The organism is Pseudomonas sp. GV047, assembly GCF_003058245.1.
Classification (GTDB): Bacteria; Pseudomonadota; Gammaproteobacteria; order Pseudomonadales; family Pseudomonadaceae; genus Aquipseudomonas; species Aquipseudomonas marginalis.
Genome location: NZ_QCWA01000005.1, coordinates 409,833 through 427,607, shown reverse-complemented (window position 1 = coordinate 427,607; position 17,775 = coordinate 409,833). Strand labels below are relative to the sequence as shown.

The following is a 17,775-nucleotide window of genomic DNA, read 5'->3' as shown; positions in this document are numbered from 1 at the left end:
AAAATGAAGCGTTCTTTAGAGCGGGGGCTTGGCTCGGCGGGCCTTGAAGAATTCGCTCAACACCGTGCCGCACTCCTCGGCCAGCACACCGCCTTCAAACAACACCCGATGGTTCAGAAAGCCCTGGGTAAAGAACTGCCCCTGGCTTTGCACAATCCCCGCCTTCGGCTCCAACGCGCCATACACCACCCGCGCGATGCGTGAATGCACGATCAGCCCGGCGCACATGCTGCACGGTTCCAGGGTCACGTACAGCGTACTGCCCGGCAGGCGGTAGTTGCTGACAGCCTGCGCGGCGGCGCGGATGGCGACCATTTCGGCGTGGGCACTGGGGTCATTGCCACTGATCGGGCAGTTGAAGCCGCGACCGATGATTTCACCGTCCTGCACCAGCACCGCGCCCACCGGCACTTCCCCCAGCGCCGCGCCTTGGGCGGCAAGGGCCAGGGCTTCGCGCATGAAATCCTGGTCGCGGCTGCGGTCGATGATCGCCGTGGGGCGAAACTGGCGCATCACGCCACCTCGATGGCGGCCATCAGGCCGGTTTCCATATGGTCGATCACGTGGCAGTGGAACATCCACACCCCGGGGTTATCCGCCACCAATGCCACGCGGGCGCGTTCGTTCTTGCCCAGCAGGTAAGTGTCGGTGAAATACGGGATCACCTTGTGGCGGTTCGAGGCGATCACCTTGAAGCTCATGCCGTGCAGGTGGATCGGGTGCTGGTACTGGGTCATGTTCTTCAATTCGAAAATGTAGCTCTTGCCTTTTTCCAGCTTGGCAATCGGGCGATCGGCGCAGGTCTTGTCGGTGATGTCCCAGGCCTGGCCGTTGATCTGCCAGAGGCTCGGCGGCTTGCCATTATCGACATTCACCGACACTGAACCGACCCACTCGAAATTGAAGTTGAGTTTCTCCGCATTGGCCAGGTCCGGCTCGGCAATCGGGTTGGCGGGCAATGCCGGCGGCCATTCGGTCGGTGCGTCGGTGTTGGCGACTGAGCGGAAAGTGCCCAGGCGCACCGGGCCGTTACGGATCGACAGTTCTTCACCCGCCGGCGGCGCCTTGATTGCCAGGCAGATGCGCATGCCCGGACCCAGCCAGTATTCCTTGCCCAGCGGGCGTGGTTCGACGGGGTTGCCGTCCAGGGCGTAGATCTGCGCTTCGACGTCGGGGATGTTGATGCGATAGGTCAGGGTGTTGTCGAGGTTGAGCAGGCGCACACGGGTGATCTGCCCGGCAGGCAGGTCGATCACCGCCTGGGATACGCCATTGATGGTCGACAACCGCCCGGCCGTACCGCCGCGCGCGGCCTCACGGGGAATGCTGAAGGCGACAAAGGCGCCCTCTTCGTCCACATGCCAGCTCTTCAGGCTCAGGGTGCGCTCGTGCTTGAACCCGGTGGGTTCGCGTTCTTCGATGATCAGCGGGCCGACCAGGCCGCGGCCGAGTTCTTCGCTGCTGTTCACATGGGGGTGATACCAGTAGCTGCCGGCGTCGGGCACGCGGAATGTGTAGTCGAAGTATTCGCCGGGCAGCACCGGCAATTGCGAGACGTAGGGCACGCCGTCCATTTCCAGCGGCAGGCGAATGCCGTGCCAGTGGATCGTGGTAGCGACCGGCAGGTGGTTGATAAAGCGCACCCGCAGCCACTCACCCTGGCGCACGCGCAACTCGGTGCCCGGTGCCGAAGGGCCGAAGGCCCAGGCCTGGGTCTTGTGCCCCGGCACCAGTTCTACGTCGAGCGGCGCGGCGATCAGTTCGTAATCGTGCCCCGCTTCGGCTTCGGCGACTTTCCCCAGCCAGTAGCGGTAGGCGCCACCGGCACCGACGCCCACTACGGCCAGGCCGGCAAGACCACCCAGGATTTGTCGACGGGAAAAGGATCGGGACACAACAACCTCACGTATCTGCCGCAGGCGCAGGGCCTGCAAAGGGCGGATACGATACACCTGCATTGGCTAAACAGTAAGGCTTCGCATTGCCGCGGATCTGCGATCAGCGCTTGGCGGCCGCCAGGATCAGGGCTTTCATCTCGGCCACCGCGCCTTTGAAACCGACAAACAGCGCGTGGGCCACCAGCGCGTGGCCGATGTTCAGCTCGTTGATGCCCTTGATCGCGGCCACGGCTTCGACGTTGTGGTAGTGCAGGCCGTGGCCGGCATTGACGATCAGGCCTTCATTAAGGCCGCAGTTCACACCGTCAATGATGCGCTGCAGTTCATCCGCCACTTCGGTCGGTGTGGTGGCGTCGGCGTACCGGCCGGTGTGCAGTTCGATGGCCGGCGCGCCGACACGGCGGGACGCTTCGATCTGGCGCTCGTCGGCGTCGATGAACAGCGAGACTTCGCTGCCGATCTTCGACAGGCGCTCCACGGCGGCCTTGATCCGCGCTTCCTGGCCGGCCACGTCGAGGCCGCCTTCGGTGGTCAGTTCCTGGCGGGTTTCCGGGACCAGGCAGATGTGCGCCGGACGGATGCGCTCGGCGAAGGCCATCATTTCTTCGGTGACGCCCATCTCGAAGTTCATGCGGGTTTGCAGCACGTCCTTGAGCAGCAGCACATCGCGCTCCTGGATGTGGCGGCGGTCTTCGCGCAGGTGCACGGTGATGCCGTCGGCGCCCGCTTCTTCGGCGTCCAGCGCGGCCTTGACCGGGTCAGGGTAACGGGTGCCCCGGGCCTGGCGCAGGGTAGCGACGTGGTCGATGTTGACGCCAAGAAGAATGCGATTGCTGGTGGTCACGGAAGCGCTCCTGAAAAGGGGAAAGAAACGCTGCACAGCATACACGGGGATGTCAGGGCTTTCGAAACAACTCGCGACTGACCAGCGGCCGTCCACCCAAGTGCACGGCCAGCGCCTGGCGCATCAAGCGCTTGGCGGCGGACAAGGCGCCCGGTGCAGTCCAGTCGGCTTCACTCATGGCCAGCAGCTCGGTGCCCTGGAACAGCCCCGGTTGCAGCAGGTACACACGCTCCAGACCCGCATCCACCTGCAGGCGATACATGCCGTCGGCGGCGATGGGGTCGCCGTGCAGGTCGTTGTGCAGTTCGAAGCCGTAGCCCAGGTCGTCAAGCAGGCGCCATTCGAAGGCGCGCAACAGCGGCTCCAGGGGGCGGCCCTCGGCCAGGGCCAGCAAGGTGGCGGCATAGTGATCGAAGACCGCCGGGTGCGGGTCTTCGGCGGGCAACAGGCGGATCAGCAGTTCATTGAGGTAGAGGCCGCTGAACAGTGCATCGCCATTGAGCCAGGCGGACGTGCCGACGCTTTCCAGGCGGCCGACGTTTTTCAGCTCGCCCTTGCCGCGAAACTCCACGTCCAACGCCACGAAAGGTCGCGCCAATGTCCCCGCCTTGCCCCGCGCGCTACGCAATACCGCGCGCAGACGGCCTTGGGGCGTGAGGAAATCCACCAGCGCGCTGGTCTCGCGGTAGGCGCGGCTGTGCAGCACGTAGGCGAGTTGGCTGGTGGGTGGGGATTGGGACATGGGTTCTCTATCTTGAAAACAACAAAAACCTAATGTGGGAGGGGGCTTGCCCCCGATGGCGGTGGCTCAGTCACTTATTTATTAACTGATCCACCGCTATCGGGGGCAAGCCCCCTCCCACATTTTTTGCCCTGCGGTGTCCTTACAGGTCGCCGTAGCCGAGGGAGCGCAGTGCGCGCTCATCATCGGACCAGCCGCCTTTAACCTTCACCCACAGGTTAAGCATGATCTTGGAATCGAACAGCAATTCCATGTCCTTGCGCGCTTCGGTGCCGATGCGCTTGATGCGCTCGCCCTTGTCGCCGATGATGATTTTCTTCTGGCCGTCACGTTCGACGAGGATCAGCGCATGGATATGCAGGGTCTTGCCCTGCTGCTTGAACTCTTCGATTTCGACGGTGATCTGGTACGGCAGCTCGGCGCCCATCTGGCGCATGATTTTCTCACGCACCAGTTCGGCGGCGAGGAAACGGCTGCTGCGGTCGGTGATCTGGTCTTCCGGGAAGAAGTGCTCGTTCTCCGGCAGGTAACCGGCGATCACGCGCTCCAGGGCTTCGAGGTTGTGCCCGTGCTGGGCCGAGATCGGCATGATCTGGGCGTTCGGCAGTTGCTCCTGCAGCCAGCTCAGGTGCGGCATCAGCTCGGCTTTGTCTTCGATGCGGTCGGTCTTGTTCAACGCGACGATCAAAGGGCCAGTGACGTACTGCACGCGCTCGAGGACCATCTGGTCTTCGTCGGTCCACTTGGTGCGGTCGACCACGAAGATCACCACGTCCACGTCTTTCAACGCCGCCGAGGCCGTCTTGTTCATGTAGCGGTTAAGGGCTTTCTCGCCGCCCTTGTGCATGCCCGGGGTGTCGACGTAGACCGCTTGCACGCTGCCTTCGGTCTTGATGCCCAGCATGTTGTGGCGGGTGGTCTGCGGCTTGCGCGAGGTGATTGCAAGCTTCTGGCCGAGGATATGGTTCAGCAGCGTGGACTTGCCCACGTTCGGGCGGCCGACGATGGCAACATAGCCACAGCGTGTTGCGGTTGAATCAGTCATGGCCATTCTCCACGCCCAGGGCAATCAGTGCTGCAGCGGCCGCTACCTGTTCGGCAATACGACGGCTCACACCCTGACCTCGGCTTTTTTCATTCAGTAAGGTGATTTCACATTCCACGAAGAACACGCGGCAATGGGGTTCACCCTGGATATCCACCACTTCGTAGCGTGGCAGGTCGCAACCGCGCGATTGCAGGAACTCCTGCAAGCGGGTCTTTGGATCCTTGTTGGTGTCGACCAGCGTGAGGCTTTCGATCTCGGAGGTCAGCCACGCGGTGACGCGCTCCTTGGCCGCTTCCATGCCGGCATCGAGGTAGATCGCGCCGATCAACGCCTCAAGCGCATCGGCCAGGATCGACTCACGGCGGAACCCGCCGCTCTTCAACTCGCCGGAACCCAGGCGCAGGTACTCACCCAGGCCAAAACCACGGGCCAGTACGGCCAGGGTCTCGCCCTTTACCAGGCGTGCGCGTAAACGCGACAGCTGACCTTCACGGGCTTGGGGGAAGCGCTCGAACAGTGCTTCACCGGCGACGAAATTGAGGATGGCATCACCGAGGAATTCCAGGCGTTCGTTATTACGCCCTGCAAAGCTGCGGTGTGTGAGGGCAAGGACCATCAATTCCTGATCCTTGAAGGTGTAGCCGAGCTGGCGCTCGAGACGACTTAGAGAAACGGTCACGGTTTACCCATATCTGTGTGGTGGCACCGGCGGCCATCGACGATTGACGCAGTGTTCAAATTCAAATCCTGGTTGGTATTGCACGGGGACGGGAAATGTCCAAGCCCCAGAAAAGCATTCGGCGCTGTGTGCACAGCGCCGCTTGTATTACTTGATCAGCCCGACCCGCGAGAAGTTCGGCAGGTGGCTGAGCTTGGGTTCCGGCCAGCTCATCCAGACCGCAAAGGCCTTGCCGACGATATTCTGGTCGGGAACCATGCCCAGCAGGTCCTTGGGAATGCTGGGGTCATCCCAGTAACGGCTGTCATTGGAGTTGTCGCGGTTGTCGCCCATCATGAAGTAGTGCCCGGCCGGCACTTTCCACTCGCCGTCAGGCATGGCACGGTAGCGGCTCATTTCCTTGCGGATTTCATGCTCTACCGCACCGAGTTTTTCCTGGTACAGCTCGGCACTGCCCAGGCTGTTCGGTTCGGAACCGATCAGCTTCTCGGCCACCGACTCGCCGTTGATGAACAGGCGCTTGTCGCTGGTGTAGCGAATCACGTCGCCCGGCAGGCCTACCACACGCTTGATGTAGTTGACGTTCGGGTCGCTCGGGTAGCGGAACACCATCACATCGCCGCGCTGCGGATCACCGACTTCGATGACCTTCTTGTCGATCACCGGCAGGCGAATCCCGTAGGAGAACTTGTTCACCAGGATGAAATCGCCCACGTCCAGGGTAGGTTTCATCGACCCCGACGGGATCTGAAACGGTTCCACCAGGAACGAGCGCAGCACCAGCACGATGAACAACACCGGGAAGAACGACTTGCCGTATTCAACCAGCAAGGGCTCTTTGTTCAGCTTCTCGATCACCATGCCATCGGGCTGGCTGACGCTGCCCTGATAGGACGCGATAGCCGCCCGCCGACGCGGGGCGAAGAACACCAGATCGAGCAACGCCAGGAGACCGCAAACGGCAACGGCGATGACCAGCAACAGCGGGAAATTTAGCGACATAGGACCTAACTATCCAACCTGAGCACCGCAAGGAAGGCTTCTTGTGGAATTTCCACGTTGCCCACTTGCTTCATGCGTTTTTTACCGGCCTTTTGCTTCTCAAGCAGCTTGCGCTTACGGCTTACGTCACCGCCGTAGCATTTGGCCAGTACGTTCTTTCTGAGTGCCTTGACGGAGGTTCGCGCAATGATCTGCCCGCCAATGGCGGCCTGGATCGCGACGTCGAACATCTGGCGCGGAATCAGTTCTTTCATCTTCTCGGTCAACTGGCGACCTTTGTAGTGCGCATTGTCCTTGTGAACGATCAGTGCCAGGGCATCGACCTTGTCGCCGTTGATCAGCACATCCAGTTTCACCAGATTAGCCGATTGGTAACGGTCGAAATGGTAATCCAGCGAAGCATAGCCGCGACTGGTGGATTTGAGACGGTCAAAGAAGTCCAGGACCACTTCGTTCATCGGCAAATCGTAGGTCACTTGCACCTGGGTACCGAGGAACAGCATGTCGTGCTGCACGCCACGCTTTTCGATACACAGGGTAATGACGTTGCCCAGGTGTTCCTGCGGCACAAGGATATTGGCCCGCACGATCGGTTCGCGCATGTCTTCGATGGAAGACAGGTCTGGAAGCTTGGACGGGTTGTCGACGTAAATCGTTTCACCGTTTTTGAGCAGCAGCTCGAAAATAACCGTCGGCGCCGTGGTGATCAGGTCCAGGTCGTATTCGCGCTCAAGGCGCTCCTGGATGATTTCCATGTGCAGCATGCCGAGGAAGCCGCAGCGGAAGCCGAAGCCCAGGGCGTCGGAGCTTTCCGGGGTGTACTGCAACGACGAGTCGTTGAGGGTCAGCTTTTGCAGGGCTTCGCGGAAGTCTTCGAAGTCGTCGGAGCTGACCGGGAACAGGCCGGCGTAGACCTGCGGCTGGATGCGTTTGAAGCCCGGCAGCACGTCGACGTCAGGGGTGGAGCTCAAGGTCAGGGTGTCACCCACCGGCGCACCGTGGATGTCCTTGATACCGGCGATGATGAAGCCTACTTCACCGGCTTTCAGATCAGTGGTCGCGGTGTGCTTGGGGTTGAATACACCGACGCTGTCCACCAGGTGGATCTTGCCGGTGGACTTGACCAGGATCTTGTCGCCCTTCTTCACACGGCCGTGGCGCACGCGTACCAGGGAGACAACCCCCAGGTAGTTGTCGAACCAGGAGTCGATGATCAACGCTTGCAGCGGATCTTCGTAGTTGCCGGTGGGGGCTGGAATGGTCTTGACCAGGCGCTCGAGCACTTCATCGACGCCCAGGCCGGTCTTGGCGCTGCACTCGACGGCGTCGGTGGCGTCAATGCCGATGATTTTTTCGATTTCTTCTTTTACGCGGTCCGGATCGGCCTGCGGCAGGTCGATCTTGTTCAGCACCGGCATGACTTCCAGGCCTTGCTCGATGGCGGTGTAGCAGTTGGCCACGGACTGGGCTTCAACGCCCTGGCCCGCGTCCACCACCAGCAGCGCACCTTCGCAGGCCGCCAGGGAGCGGCTGACTTCATAGGTGAAGTCCACGTGGCCGGGGGTGTCAATGAAGTTCAACTGGTACTTGATACCGTCTTTGGCGGTGTAGTACAGGGTAACGCTGTGGGCCTTGATGGTGATCCCGCGCTCGCGTTCGAGGTCCATGGAGTCCAGCACCTGGGCTTCCATTTCACGCTCGGCAAGGCCGCCGCACATCTGGATGAATCGATCGGCCAGCGTCGACTTACCATGGTCAATGTGGGCGATGATGGAGAAATTGCGGATATGACTCAAATCACTCACGGATCAACACTCAAAAAGGCTGCAGGCAGATTGCCCGCTGAAAAATAGCCGGGAATTGTACCTGATGCTCAGGCCGGGCGTCATCTTTGCTGACCAGAACAAAAATGCCCCGCTCATCCGAGCGGGGCATTTTTTATCCAACGGCGCGGTATCAGCCGGCCCGGCGCAGCAGCCAGAACCCGGCCAGGGCGCAGATGGCCGTCGGCACCAGCACTGCAAACAGTGGCGAGAACCCGAACACCAGGCTCGACGGGCCGAGCAGGTCCTGGGCGATGCGGAAGGTGAAACCGACCAGCACGCCCGTGAATACCCGCTGACCGAGGGTCACGGAGCGCAACGGACCGAAGATGAACGAGATCGCCATCAACACCAGTGCGGCGGTCACCACCGGTTGCAACACCTTGACCCAAAATGCCAGCCAGTAACGACCGTTATTCAAGCCTTGATCCTTCAGGTAGTGGATATAGCCCCACAACCCGGAGATCGGCAGGCTTTCGGGGATCATCACCACCGTATTGAGCAGTTCCGGCTTGAGGGCGATATCCCACTCTTCACTCGGCACATTGATCACTTCGGTGCTGGCCTTGGTGCCTTGGCCGACATTGCGGAAGTAAGTCGTGGTGACGTCGGTCAATTGCCACTTTTCGTCGCCGTACTGCGCGCGTTTGGCGAAACTGGACGACAGCATGTGACGTTCCTTGTCGAACGTGTAGCGCGTCACACCGATCAACAACCCGCCCGGTTGCACGGCGTTGATGTGGATGAACTCATCACCCTGGCGGTGCCACAGGCCATGCTTGGCGCTTTGTGCATCGCCCGAGCCCTGGGCCAGGGCGCGATTGGCCTGGGCGGTGGTTTCGGCCGGCGGCGCTACGTATTCACCGATCAGCACGCTGCACAGCATCAGCAGCAACATTGGCTTCATGACCGCCCAGACGATACGCCCGATGGACACCCCGGCGGCGCGCATGATGGTCAGTTCGCTGTTGCTGGCCAGGCTGCCCAGGCCGATCAGGCAACCGATCAGCGCGGCCATCGGCATCATGTCGTAGAGACGACGCGGCGCGGTCAGTGCCACGTAGCCGAGCACGTCCCATACGGTATAGGTGTCGCTGACGTTGCCGACTTCATCGATGAAGGCGAACAACGAGGCCAGGCCCAGGATAATGCCCAGTACCGCCAGGATGGCGATCAGGACGCTGCTACCAATGTAGCGATCGAGCTTAGCCACGAGCCAACTCCTTCTGGCCACGACGGCTCATCATTTTCAAACGAATAGGCTCCCAATACAGCAGCCCCAGGCCGATCACCAGGAACATGCCGTGCACCCACCACAGGCCCAGGACCGGCGACAGCTTGCCTTTCTCCAGGGAGCCACGGGCGGAAATCAGGATGGTGAGGTAAGCCATGTACAGCAGGATCGCCGGCAACAGCTTGAGGAAACGGCCCTGGCGCGGGTTGACGCGCGACAGCGGCACGGCCATCAGGGTCACGATAAACACCAGCAGCGGCAGGGAAATCCGCCATTGCAGCTCGGCGATGGAACGCAGTTCCTTGCTGCCGAGCAGGTCCGCCGTGGGGATGGCGTCGCGGTCGGTGACTTCGTCGCTGATATCCGGGCGGGCCAGCATCACGCCATAGGTGTCGTACTTGATCGCGCGATAGTCGGCCATGCCTGGACTGCCATCGTAGCGATAGCCATTTTCCAGGATCAGGTAGCGGCTGCCGTCAGGACGCACTTCCTGGCGGCCCGAATCGGCCACCAGTACGGAAATGCCCCGGTCTTTCTTGTCCTGGCCAAACCGTTTCTCGGAGATGAACACACCGCCCAGGTTGGCGCGGTCGTCGGTCAAGGTTTCCGTGTAAGTCACCCGCGAGCCGTCATTGAGTGCCTGGAAACGGCCCGGCTCGAGGGTATCGAACTCGGTCATCGCATCCTGCTTGTTCAGCACCAGCTGGAACTGCATGGCGCCCTGGGGAGCCAGGCTCAGGCTCAGCCAGGCCACGATCAGCGCAACACCGGCCGCCGGAATCATGGTCATGCCCAGCAGGCGCTGCTGGCTCATGCCGGTGGCCGAGAGCACGGTCATTTCACTTTCAAGGTACAAGCGGCCGTAGGCCAGCAGGATGCCGAGGAACAGGCCCAGCGGCAGGATCAGTTGCAAGAATCCCGGCAGGCGAAAGCCCATGATCAGGAACAGCGAGCCTGGGTCCAGGGCGCCGGAGGCAGCCTGGGCCAGGTATTTGACGAAACGACCACTCATGATGATGACCAGCAGGACCGCACTCACGGCACTCAGGGTCAACAGGACTTCGCGGGACAGATAACGGAAGACGATCAAACCAGACACTCCAGGGTTGTCAGGCTAAGGCGGCCAAACAAGCAAGCATACCGAGTCAGCCCGTTTGCACCGGGCCGGCTAAAAAGATGGCGCATTATCCTGTGATTGACCGCGCCTGTCACTGCGCAACCTCATGCGCAGGCACAAAGGGTTGTCAGGCTCCGTCGGCGAGGTTCAAACTGCGGCCTTTGTCGCTGGTGGTTTACACAGCCGCCACGCTTTAAAGCCTGCGTACAGACGCCAGGCTCTCAGACCTTATATAAGGGACCCGAAAATGGAATTGGTTGTAAAAAGCGTTAGCCCCGAAACGTTGAAAACCGCCACCCTCGTGGTCGCCATCGGCGAAGGCCGCAAGCTCGGCGTAGCCGCCAGGCAGCTCGACGAACTCAGCGGCGGCGCGATCAGCGCGGTCCTCAAGCGCGGCGACCTGGCCGGCAAAGTCGGCCAGAGCCTGCTGCTGCAAAGCCTGCCCAACCTGAAAGCCGACCGCGTATTGCTGGTGGGCGTGGGCAAGGACGCTGAACTGGGCGACCGTCCGTTCCGCAAGATCATCAGCGGCATCCTCAACACCCTGAAGGGCCTGGGCGGCAGCGATGCCGCACTGGCACTCGATGAAATCGTGGTCAAGGGCCGTGACAGCTACGGCAAGACCCGCCTGCTGGCCGAAACCCTGGTGGACGGCGGCTACATTTTCGATCAGTTCAAGAGCCAGAAAGCCGAACCCCGCGCCCTGAAGAAAATCACCCTGCTGACCATCAAGGCCGCCCAGGCTGAAGTCGAGCGCGCCGTGACCCACGCCCAGGCCATCGCCAATGGCATGTCGTTCACCCGCGACCTGGGCAACCTGCCGCCGAACATCTGCCACCCGACCTACCTGGGCGAACAGGCCAAGGCGTTGGGTAAAGAGTTCAAGGGCCTGAAAGTCGAAGTCCTGGACGAGAAGAAGATCAAGGAACTGGGCATGGGCTCGTTCTATGCCGTGGGCCAGGGCAGCGACCAGCCGCCACGCCTGATCGTGATGCAATACAACGGCGGCAAGAAGTCCGAGAAGCCTTACGCCCTGGTCGGCAAAGGCATCACCTTCGACACCGGCGGCATCAGCCTCAAGCCGGGCCTGGGCATGGACGAGATGAAGTACGACATGGGCGGCGCCGCCAGCGTATTCGGCACCCTGCGCGCCGTGCTGGAACTGAAGCTGCCGATCAACCTGGTGTGCATCCTGGCCTGCGCCGAGAACATGCCCAGCGGCGGCGCGGCCCGTCCGGGCGACATCGTCACCACCCTCAGCGGCCAGACCGTGGAAATCCTCAACACCGACGCCGAAGGCCGCCTGGTGCTGTGCGATGCCCTGACCTACGCCGAGCGCTTCAAGCCACAGGCCGTGATCGACATCGCCACCCTGACTGGCGCCTGCATCGTGGCACTGGGCTCCCACACCTCGGGCCTGCTGGGCAATAACGACGAGCTGATCGAGCAACTGCTCAGCGCCGGCAAGGCCGCCGACGACCGCGCCTGGCAACTGCCGCTGTTCGATGAGTACCAGGAGCAGCTGGACAGCCCGTTCGCCGACATCGCCAACATCGGCGGCCCGAAAGCCGGCACCATCACGGCTGCGTGCTTCCTGTCGCGCTTCGCCAAGAACTTCAACTGGGCGCACCTGGACATCGCCGGCACGGCCTGGACCAGCGGCGGGAAGGACAAGGGCGCCACCGGCCGTCCGGTGCCATTGCTGACCCAATACCTGCTGGACCGCGCCAAAGCCTGACACTGAAGATGCCGGGGCGGTGATCTCGCCGCCCCGGCCTCAGGAACCGCAATGACCCAAGTCGACTTCTATATATTGCCCAGCGCCGATCCGCTCGCGCGCCTGGACTTCGCCTGCAAGCTCACCGAGAAAGCCTGGCGCATGGGCCACCGCATCTACCTGCATTGCAGCGATGCCGCCCAACGCGACGAGCTCGACGCCCGCCTGTGGCGCTTCAAGGGCGAAAGCTTCGTGCCCCATGGCCCCGCAGAATCAGAACCCGAAGGCCAGGTTGCCCTGGGTTTGGGAGACAGTTGCGGCAATCACCAGGACCTGCTGGTCAACCTGGACCTGAAAGTACCGCCTTTTGCCAAGGCCTTCGCCCGTGTGGCGGAAGTGGTGGTGGAAGATCCGGCTATTCGTCAGGCCGCGCGGGAGAGTTTCCGTTTCTACCGCGAACAGGGCTATCCTTTGCAAGATCACCGGCTACAACGACTTTGAGTACATGATGGACACTCCCAACCCGACAAAAAAAGATGACCACCTGCTGGACGACCTCGAGTCGATTCGTCAGTTGCTGGGTGATGATGACTTGCAACCGCCACTATTGACCGAACAGGCCGATGGCGAGGTTCAGATTCCGCTGTTGTTCGACATGGTCGGCGGCAAGCAGGTCGCTCCGGAACCGGTTGTCGAAGCCCCCGTTGTGGTGGACGCTGCCCCTGCTGCGGCTGAAAAGGGTCCCGACGCCCTGCTGCTGCACCTGGACAACGAACTGCGTGCCGCTGCGCAATTGATCATGCAAGATGTGATCGACGACTTTGCCCCCCATATCGAAACCGAGATCAAGCGCCGGATGGATGCACGGATGGAGCGGCTGCTCAGCCAGTACCAGTCTTGAACCGTCCATAGATCCCCTGTGGGAGGTGGCAAACTCCTCCCACATTTGATTGCCTGCACCTTAAGCCCGCCTTCGCCTCGCCCTGCGCCCTATCCCCCGTTATACTTGCCGGCTTTCCTGAATATATGCCAACTAGGGTCCCGCCGCGCATGGATAAGACCTACCAGCCGCACGCTATTGAAACTTCCTGGTACAACACCTGGGAGTCCGAGAACTATTTCGCTCCGCAAGGCGCGGGCGAGTCCTACACCATCATGATTCCGCCACCGAACGTCACTGGCAGCCTGCACATGGGCCATGGCTTCAACAATGCGATCATGGATGCGTTGATCCGTTTCCGCCGCATGCAGGGCCGCAACACCCTGTGGCAACCGGGTACCGACCACGCCGGTATCGCCACCCAGATGCTGGTGGAGCGCCAACTCGAAGCCACCGGCCAGAACCGTCACGACCTGGGCCGCGAGAAATTCCTGGAAAAAATCTGGGAATGGAAAGACCAGTCCGGCGGCAACATCAGCCGTCAGATCCGTCGCCTCGGTTCGTCCGTCGATTGGAGTCGCGAGCGCTTCACCATGGATGACGGCCTGTCGGAATCGGTGAAAGAAGCCTTCGTGCGCCTGCATGAAGACGGTCTGATCTACCGCGGCAAGCGCCTGGTCAACTGGGACACCAAGTTGCACACGGCAATTTCCGACCTTGAAGTGGAAAACCACGACGAGAAAGGTTTCCTGTGGAACCTCAAGTACCCGCTGGCCGACGGCGCCAGGACCGCTGAGGGCAACGACTACCTGATCGTCGCCACCACCCGTCCGGAAACCATGCTTGGCGACGCCGCGGTCGCGGTCAACCCGAACGACGAGCGCTACCAGGCACTGATCGGCAAGTTCGTCGAGTTGCCGCTGGTAGGCCGCCGCATCCCGATCATCGCCGACGATTACTGCGACCCTGAATTCGGCACCGGCTGTGTGAAAATCACCCCGGCCCACGATTTCAACGACTACGAAGTCGGCAAGCGCCACAACCTGCCGCTGTTGAATATCTTCGACAAGAATGCCGCCGTGCTGCCGGCCTGCCAGGTGTTCAACCTGGACGGTACGCTGAACGAGAGCATCGACGGCAAGATCCCGGCCGAATACGCCGGCCTTGACCGTTTCGAAGCGCGCAAGCAGATCGTTGCTGCCTTCGACGCTGCCGGCCTGCTGGTCAGCGTCGACGACCACGGCCTGAAAGTGCCGAAGGGCGACCGCTCCGGCACCGTGATCGAGCCGTGGCTGACCGACCAATGGTACGTGTCCACCAAGCCCCTGGCCGAGCCGGCGATTGCTGCCGTGGAAGACGGGCGTATCCAGTTCGTGCCCAAGCAGTACGAAAACATGTACTTCTCGTGGATGCGCGATATCCAGGATTGGTGCATCAGCCGCCAGCTGTGGTGGGGCCATCGCATTCCGGCCTGGTACGACGAGTCGGGCAAGGTCTACGTGGGCCGCGACGAAGCCGAAGTACGCGCCAAGCACAACCTCGGTCCGGATGTGGCACTGCAACAGGACAACGACGTACTGGACACATGGTTCAGCTCGGGCCTGTGGACCTTCTCCACCCTGGGCTGGCCGCAGCAGACCGAATTCCTGAAGAAATTCCACTCCACCGACGTGCTGGTCACCGGCTTCGACATCATTTTCTTCTGGGTTGCCCGGATGATCATGCTCACCATGCACTTGGTGAAGAACGAGGACGGCACCCCGCAGGTACCGTTCAAGACCGTGTACGTGCACGGCCTGGTGCGGGATGGCCAGGGCCAGAAGATGTCCAAGTCCAAGGGCAACGTCCTCGACCCGCTGGACATCATCGACGGCATCGACCTGGAAACCCTGGTACAGAAACGCACCTCGGGCCTGATGCAGCCGAAACTGGCGAAGAAGATCGAGAAGCAGACCCGCGACGAATTCGCCGACGGCATTGCCAGCTACGGCACCGATGCGCTGCGCTTCACCTTCTGCTCGCTGGCGTCCACCGGTCGCGACATCAAGTTCGACATGGGCCGCGTCGAAGGCTATCGCAACTTCTGCAACAAGATCTGGAACGCCGCGCGCTACGTGCTGGACAAGGGCGAAGACTGCGGCCAGAACGGCGAGGCCATCGAGCTGTCCCTGGCGGATCGCTGGATCATCTCGCAATTGCAGCGCACCGAAGCCGAAGTGACCCGTCAACTCGACCAGTTCCGTTTCGACCTGGCCGCACAGGCCTTGTACGAGTTCATCTGGAACCAGTATTGCGACTGGTACCTGGAACTGTCCAAGCCCGTATTGTGGGACGAAAACGCGCCGATCGAACGTCAGCGCGGCACCCGTCACACCCTGGTACGCGTGCTCGAAGTCGCCTTGCGCCTGGCGCATCCGTTCATGCCGTTCATCACCGAAGAAATCTGGCAGCGCCTCGCGCCGCTGGCCGGCAAAGACGGCAAGACCATCATGCTGCAACCTTGGCCGGTGGCCAACGAAGCACGTATCGATGAGGCGGCCGAAAGCGACATCGAATGGCTCAAGACCCTGATGCTCGGCACGCGCAACATCCGCGCCGAAATGAACATCGGCCCGGGCAAGCCCCTGGCGGTATTCGTGAAGAACGCCAGCGCCGAAGACCAGCGTCGTCTCACCGAGAACGATGCGCTGCTCAAGAAGCTGGCGAAGCTGGAATCGATCACTGTATTGGCGGATGGCGCCGAAGCGCCACTGTCAGCGACCGCGCTGGTCGGCGACATGGAAGTGCTGGTGCCGATGGCCGGCCTGATCGACAAGGGCGCGGAACTGGCCCGTCTCGACAAGGAAATCCTGCGCCTGCAAGGCGAAGTGGCGCGGGTGGGCGGCAAGCTGTCCAACGCGGCATTCGTCGACAAGGCACCGGCTGAAGTGATCGATAAGGAACGCGCCAAGCTGGCCGAGGCCGAACAGGCTTTGGGCAAGCTGGCGGAGCAACATGCGCGGATTTCCAGCCTGTAAGGGGCAATCCGTGTGAAAAAAGAGACCTTCGGGTCTCTTTTTTTGCCTGGTGTTTCCCAATCCCTTGCTGGCAATACAGTCAATGTGGGAGGGGGCTTGCCCCCGATGGCGATCTGTCAGCCAGGCTAGTCTTGACTGATCCACCGCTATCGGGAGCAAGCCTCCTCCCACATTTGACCGAGTTATCCTCGGGAATGTGTGACAATGGCCGCCACTTTGAGCCAACACCAGAATCATCATGACCGCCCCCACTACGCCCAAACCTCCACGCAAGAAGCCTAAGACCGCAGCCACGGCCAAACCCGTCGCGCCGCGCAAAGAGGCTACCCTGCACCCACGCAACCGCCACACAGGCCGTTACGACTTCCAGGCGTTGATCAAGACCACGCCGGAACTGGCGCAATTCGTGATCATCAACCCCTATGGCAAAGAGAGCATCGACTTCGCCAGCCCGGACGCGGTGCGGGTGTTCAACCGGGCGTTGCTCAAGGCCTTCTATGGCATCCAGCATTGGGACATCCCGGCCGATTACCTGTGCCCGCCGGTACCGGGACGTGCCGACTACGTGCACTTCCTCGCCGACCTGCTGGCCAGTGTCAACGAGGGCAAGATCCCGCGCGGTTCAATCGTCAAGGTGCTGGACATCGGCATGGGCGCCAACTGCGTCTACCCACTGATTGGCTATATGGAGTACCGCTGGAACTTCCTCGGCTCGGAAGTCGACCCCATCGCCGTGGCCGCCGCCAAGGCCATCGTGCAGTCCAACGACCTGAGCAAGGTCATCCAGTTGCGCCAGCAGGAAAACCCCAAGCACATCCTGCTGGGCCTGCTGGAGCCGGGTGAGCGTTTTGACCTGACCATGTGCAACCCACCGTTCCATGCGTCCATGGACGAAGCCACCAAGGGCAGCGAGCGCAAGTGGCGCGCCCTGGGCCGGGCCGATCCCAAGCGCAAATTGCCGGTGCTCAACTTCGGCGGCCAATCGGCCGAGTTGTGGTGTGAAGGCGGTGAAGCGCGCTTCGTGACGCAGTTGATCGCCGAGAGTGCGCACTTTGCCCACAAGGTGTTGTGGTTCAGCACCCTGGTGTCAAAAGCGTCAAACTTGCCCGCGATCGAGACCGCCCTGAAAAAAGCCGGCGTGCTGGAAAGCCAGGTGGTGGAAATGTCCCAGGGCCAGAAGCAGAGCCGTTTCGTGGCCTGGACCTTCCAGACCAAGAACGAACAGCAGATCTGGCGCCAGCGCTGGGTGCGATAGAGACAAATCCCAGGCAACAAAAAACCGTGCCCGGATCGCTCCGGAGCACGGTTTTTTTTGCTGCGTCTTACTTGTTAACAGCGTCGGTCAGGCCTTTGGCCACAACCAGCTTGATAACTTTCTTGGCAGCGATTTCGATGGCAGCGCCAGTCGAAGGGTTACGGCCAGTACGGGCAGGACGCTCGGTCACTTTCAGTTTGCCAACGCCTGGCAGAGTGATTTCGCCGCCGTTTTCCAGCTGGTCAGCAACAACTTGGCTCAGTTGGTCCAGCAGAGCGCGCACGGTGGTTTTCGGTGCGTCTACTGCTTCAGCCAGGTCAGCGATCAGTTGGTCTTTAGTAATAGCCATTGTGGTGTTCCTTCCCTATCAAATTCATATGGATTGCAGAGTGCAGTGTCAGCCGTCGAGCCCGACCGTCATGGCCTGGCACCCCCGGCTATAACCACGGAGATCGGGGTTATAGATGCTTGAAACGGGGATTGGTTCGACCTGACAGATGCTGAATGCACGCTTATCGC

Annotated in this window: 16 protein-coding genes; 5 read left to right on the top strand and 11 right to left on the bottom strand. The window is 61.3% G+C overall.

The features are described from left to right. Positions 1–15: 15 nt before the first annotated feature. The 10 genes from tadA to lptF form a co-directional block, all read right to left on the bottom strand. Positions 16–513 (bottom strand): tRNA adenosine(34) deaminase TadA, encoded by a 498-nt coding sequence (gene tadA, locus C8K58_RS15730; protein ID WP_053133694.1) that lies wholly within the window; start codon positions 511–513, stop codon positions 16–18. Further along, entirely contained in the window at positions 513–1,895 is a 1,383-nt protein-coding gene (locus C8K58_RS15725) for a multicopper oxidase family protein (RefSeq protein WP_027604658.1), read from the bottom strand. The genes tadA and C8K58_RS15725 overlap by 1 nt, the downstream gene beginning before the upstream one ends. A gap of 103 nt (positions 1,896–1,998) precedes the next feature. Continuing rightward, positions 1,999–2,742: a pyridoxine 5'-phosphate synthase gene (gene pdxJ / locus C8K58_RS15720; RefSeq protein ID WP_027604659.1), complete on the bottom strand. Its 744-nt coding sequence runs from the start codon at positions 2,740–2,742 to the stop codon at positions 1,999–2,001. A gap of 52 nt (positions 2,743–2,794) precedes the next feature. Beyond that, on the bottom strand, positions 2,795–3,484 hold the full coding sequence (gene recO / locus C8K58_RS15715; protein ID WP_092356244.1) for a DNA repair protein RecO: 690 nt from the start codon (positions 3,482–3,484) through the stop codon (positions 2,795–2,797). Between the two features lie 142 nt (positions 3,485–3,626). After that, positions 3,627–4,529 (bottom strand): GTPase Era, encoded by a 903-nt coding sequence (gene era, locus C8K58_RS15710; RefSeq protein ID WP_027604661.1) that lies wholly within the window; start codon positions 4,527–4,529, stop codon positions 3,627–3,629. After that, positions 4,522–5,211 (bottom strand): ribonuclease III, encoded by a 690-nt coding sequence (gene rnc, locus C8K58_RS15705; RefSeq protein ID WP_027604662.1) that lies wholly within the window; start codon positions 5,209–5,211, stop codon positions 4,522–4,524. Before rnc ends, era begins: the two co-directional genes overlap by 8 nt. Positions 5,212–5,358: 147 nt before the next feature. Beyond that, on the bottom strand, positions 5,359–6,213 hold the full coding sequence (lepB, locus tag C8K58_RS15700) for a signal peptidase I (protein WP_027604663.1): 855 nt from the start codon (positions 6,211–6,213) through the stop codon (positions 5,359–5,361). 5 nt (positions 6,214–6,218) lie between these two features. Continuing rightward, complete coding sequence (gene lepA / locus C8K58_RS15695) at positions 6,219–8,018, bottom strand: translation elongation factor 4 (RefSeq protein WP_027604664.1); 1,800 nt, start codon at positions 8,016–8,018, stop codon at positions 6,219–6,221. 151 nt (positions 8,019–8,169) lie between these two features. Further along, positions 8,170–9,249, bottom strand: a complete 1,080-nt coding sequence (lptG, locus tag C8K58_RS15690; protein ID WP_065924180.1) for an LPS export ABC transporter permease LptG — start codon at positions 9,247–9,249, stop codon at positions 8,170–8,172. Then, a complete protein-coding gene (lptF, locus tag C8K58_RS15685; protein WP_027604666.1) occupies positions 9,242–10,360 on the bottom strand; it encodes an LPS export ABC transporter permease LptF in 1,119 nt (372 codons plus the stop codon). The genes lptG and lptF overlap by 8 nt, the downstream gene beginning before the upstream one ends. A gap of 274 nt (positions 10,361–10,634) precedes the next feature. Here lptF and C8K58_RS15680 point away from each other — a divergent pair, with 274 nt between their 5' ends. From C8K58_RS15680 to rlmF, 5 genes are all read left to right on the top strand, one after another. Beyond that, positions 10,635–12,125, top strand: coding sequence for a leucyl aminopeptidase (locus tag C8K58_RS15680; protein WP_027604667.1), 1,491 nt, complete (start codon positions 10,635–10,637; stop codon positions 12,123–12,125). 51 nt (positions 12,126–12,176) lie between these two features. After that, positions 12,177–12,605: a DNA polymerase III subunit chi gene (locus tag C8K58_RS15675; RefSeq protein ID WP_092356241.1), complete on the top strand. Its 429-nt coding sequence runs from the start codon at positions 12,177–12,179 to the stop codon at positions 12,603–12,605. A gap of 7 nt (positions 12,606–12,612) precedes the next feature. Continuing rightward, positions 12,613–13,005, top strand: coding sequence for a DNA polymerase III subunit chi (locus C8K58_RS15670; RefSeq protein WP_065924183.1), 393 nt, complete (start codon positions 12,613–12,615; stop codon positions 13,003–13,005). Positions 13,006–13,154: 149 nt separating this feature from the next. Then, positions 13,155–16,001: a valine--tRNA ligase gene (locus C8K58_RS15665; RefSeq protein ID WP_108573909.1), complete on the top strand. Its 2,847-nt coding sequence runs from the start codon at positions 13,155–13,157 to the stop codon at positions 15,999–16,001. 238 nt (positions 16,002–16,239) lie between these two features. Next, a complete protein-coding gene (gene rlmF, locus C8K58_RS15660; RefSeq protein ID WP_027604671.1) occupies positions 16,240–17,256 on the top strand; it encodes a 23S rRNA (adenine(1618)-N(6))-methyltransferase RlmF in 1,017 nt (338 codons plus the stop codon). A gap of 67 nt (positions 17,257–17,323) precedes the next feature. Here the strand turns inward: rlmF and C8K58_RS15655 are convergent, their stop codons facing one another. Next, on the bottom strand, positions 17,324–17,605 hold the full coding sequence (locus C8K58_RS15655) for an HU family DNA-binding protein (protein ID WP_003188840.1): 282 nt from the start codon (positions 17,603–17,605) through the stop codon (positions 17,324–17,326). Positions 17,606–17,775: the final 170 nt, after the last annotated feature.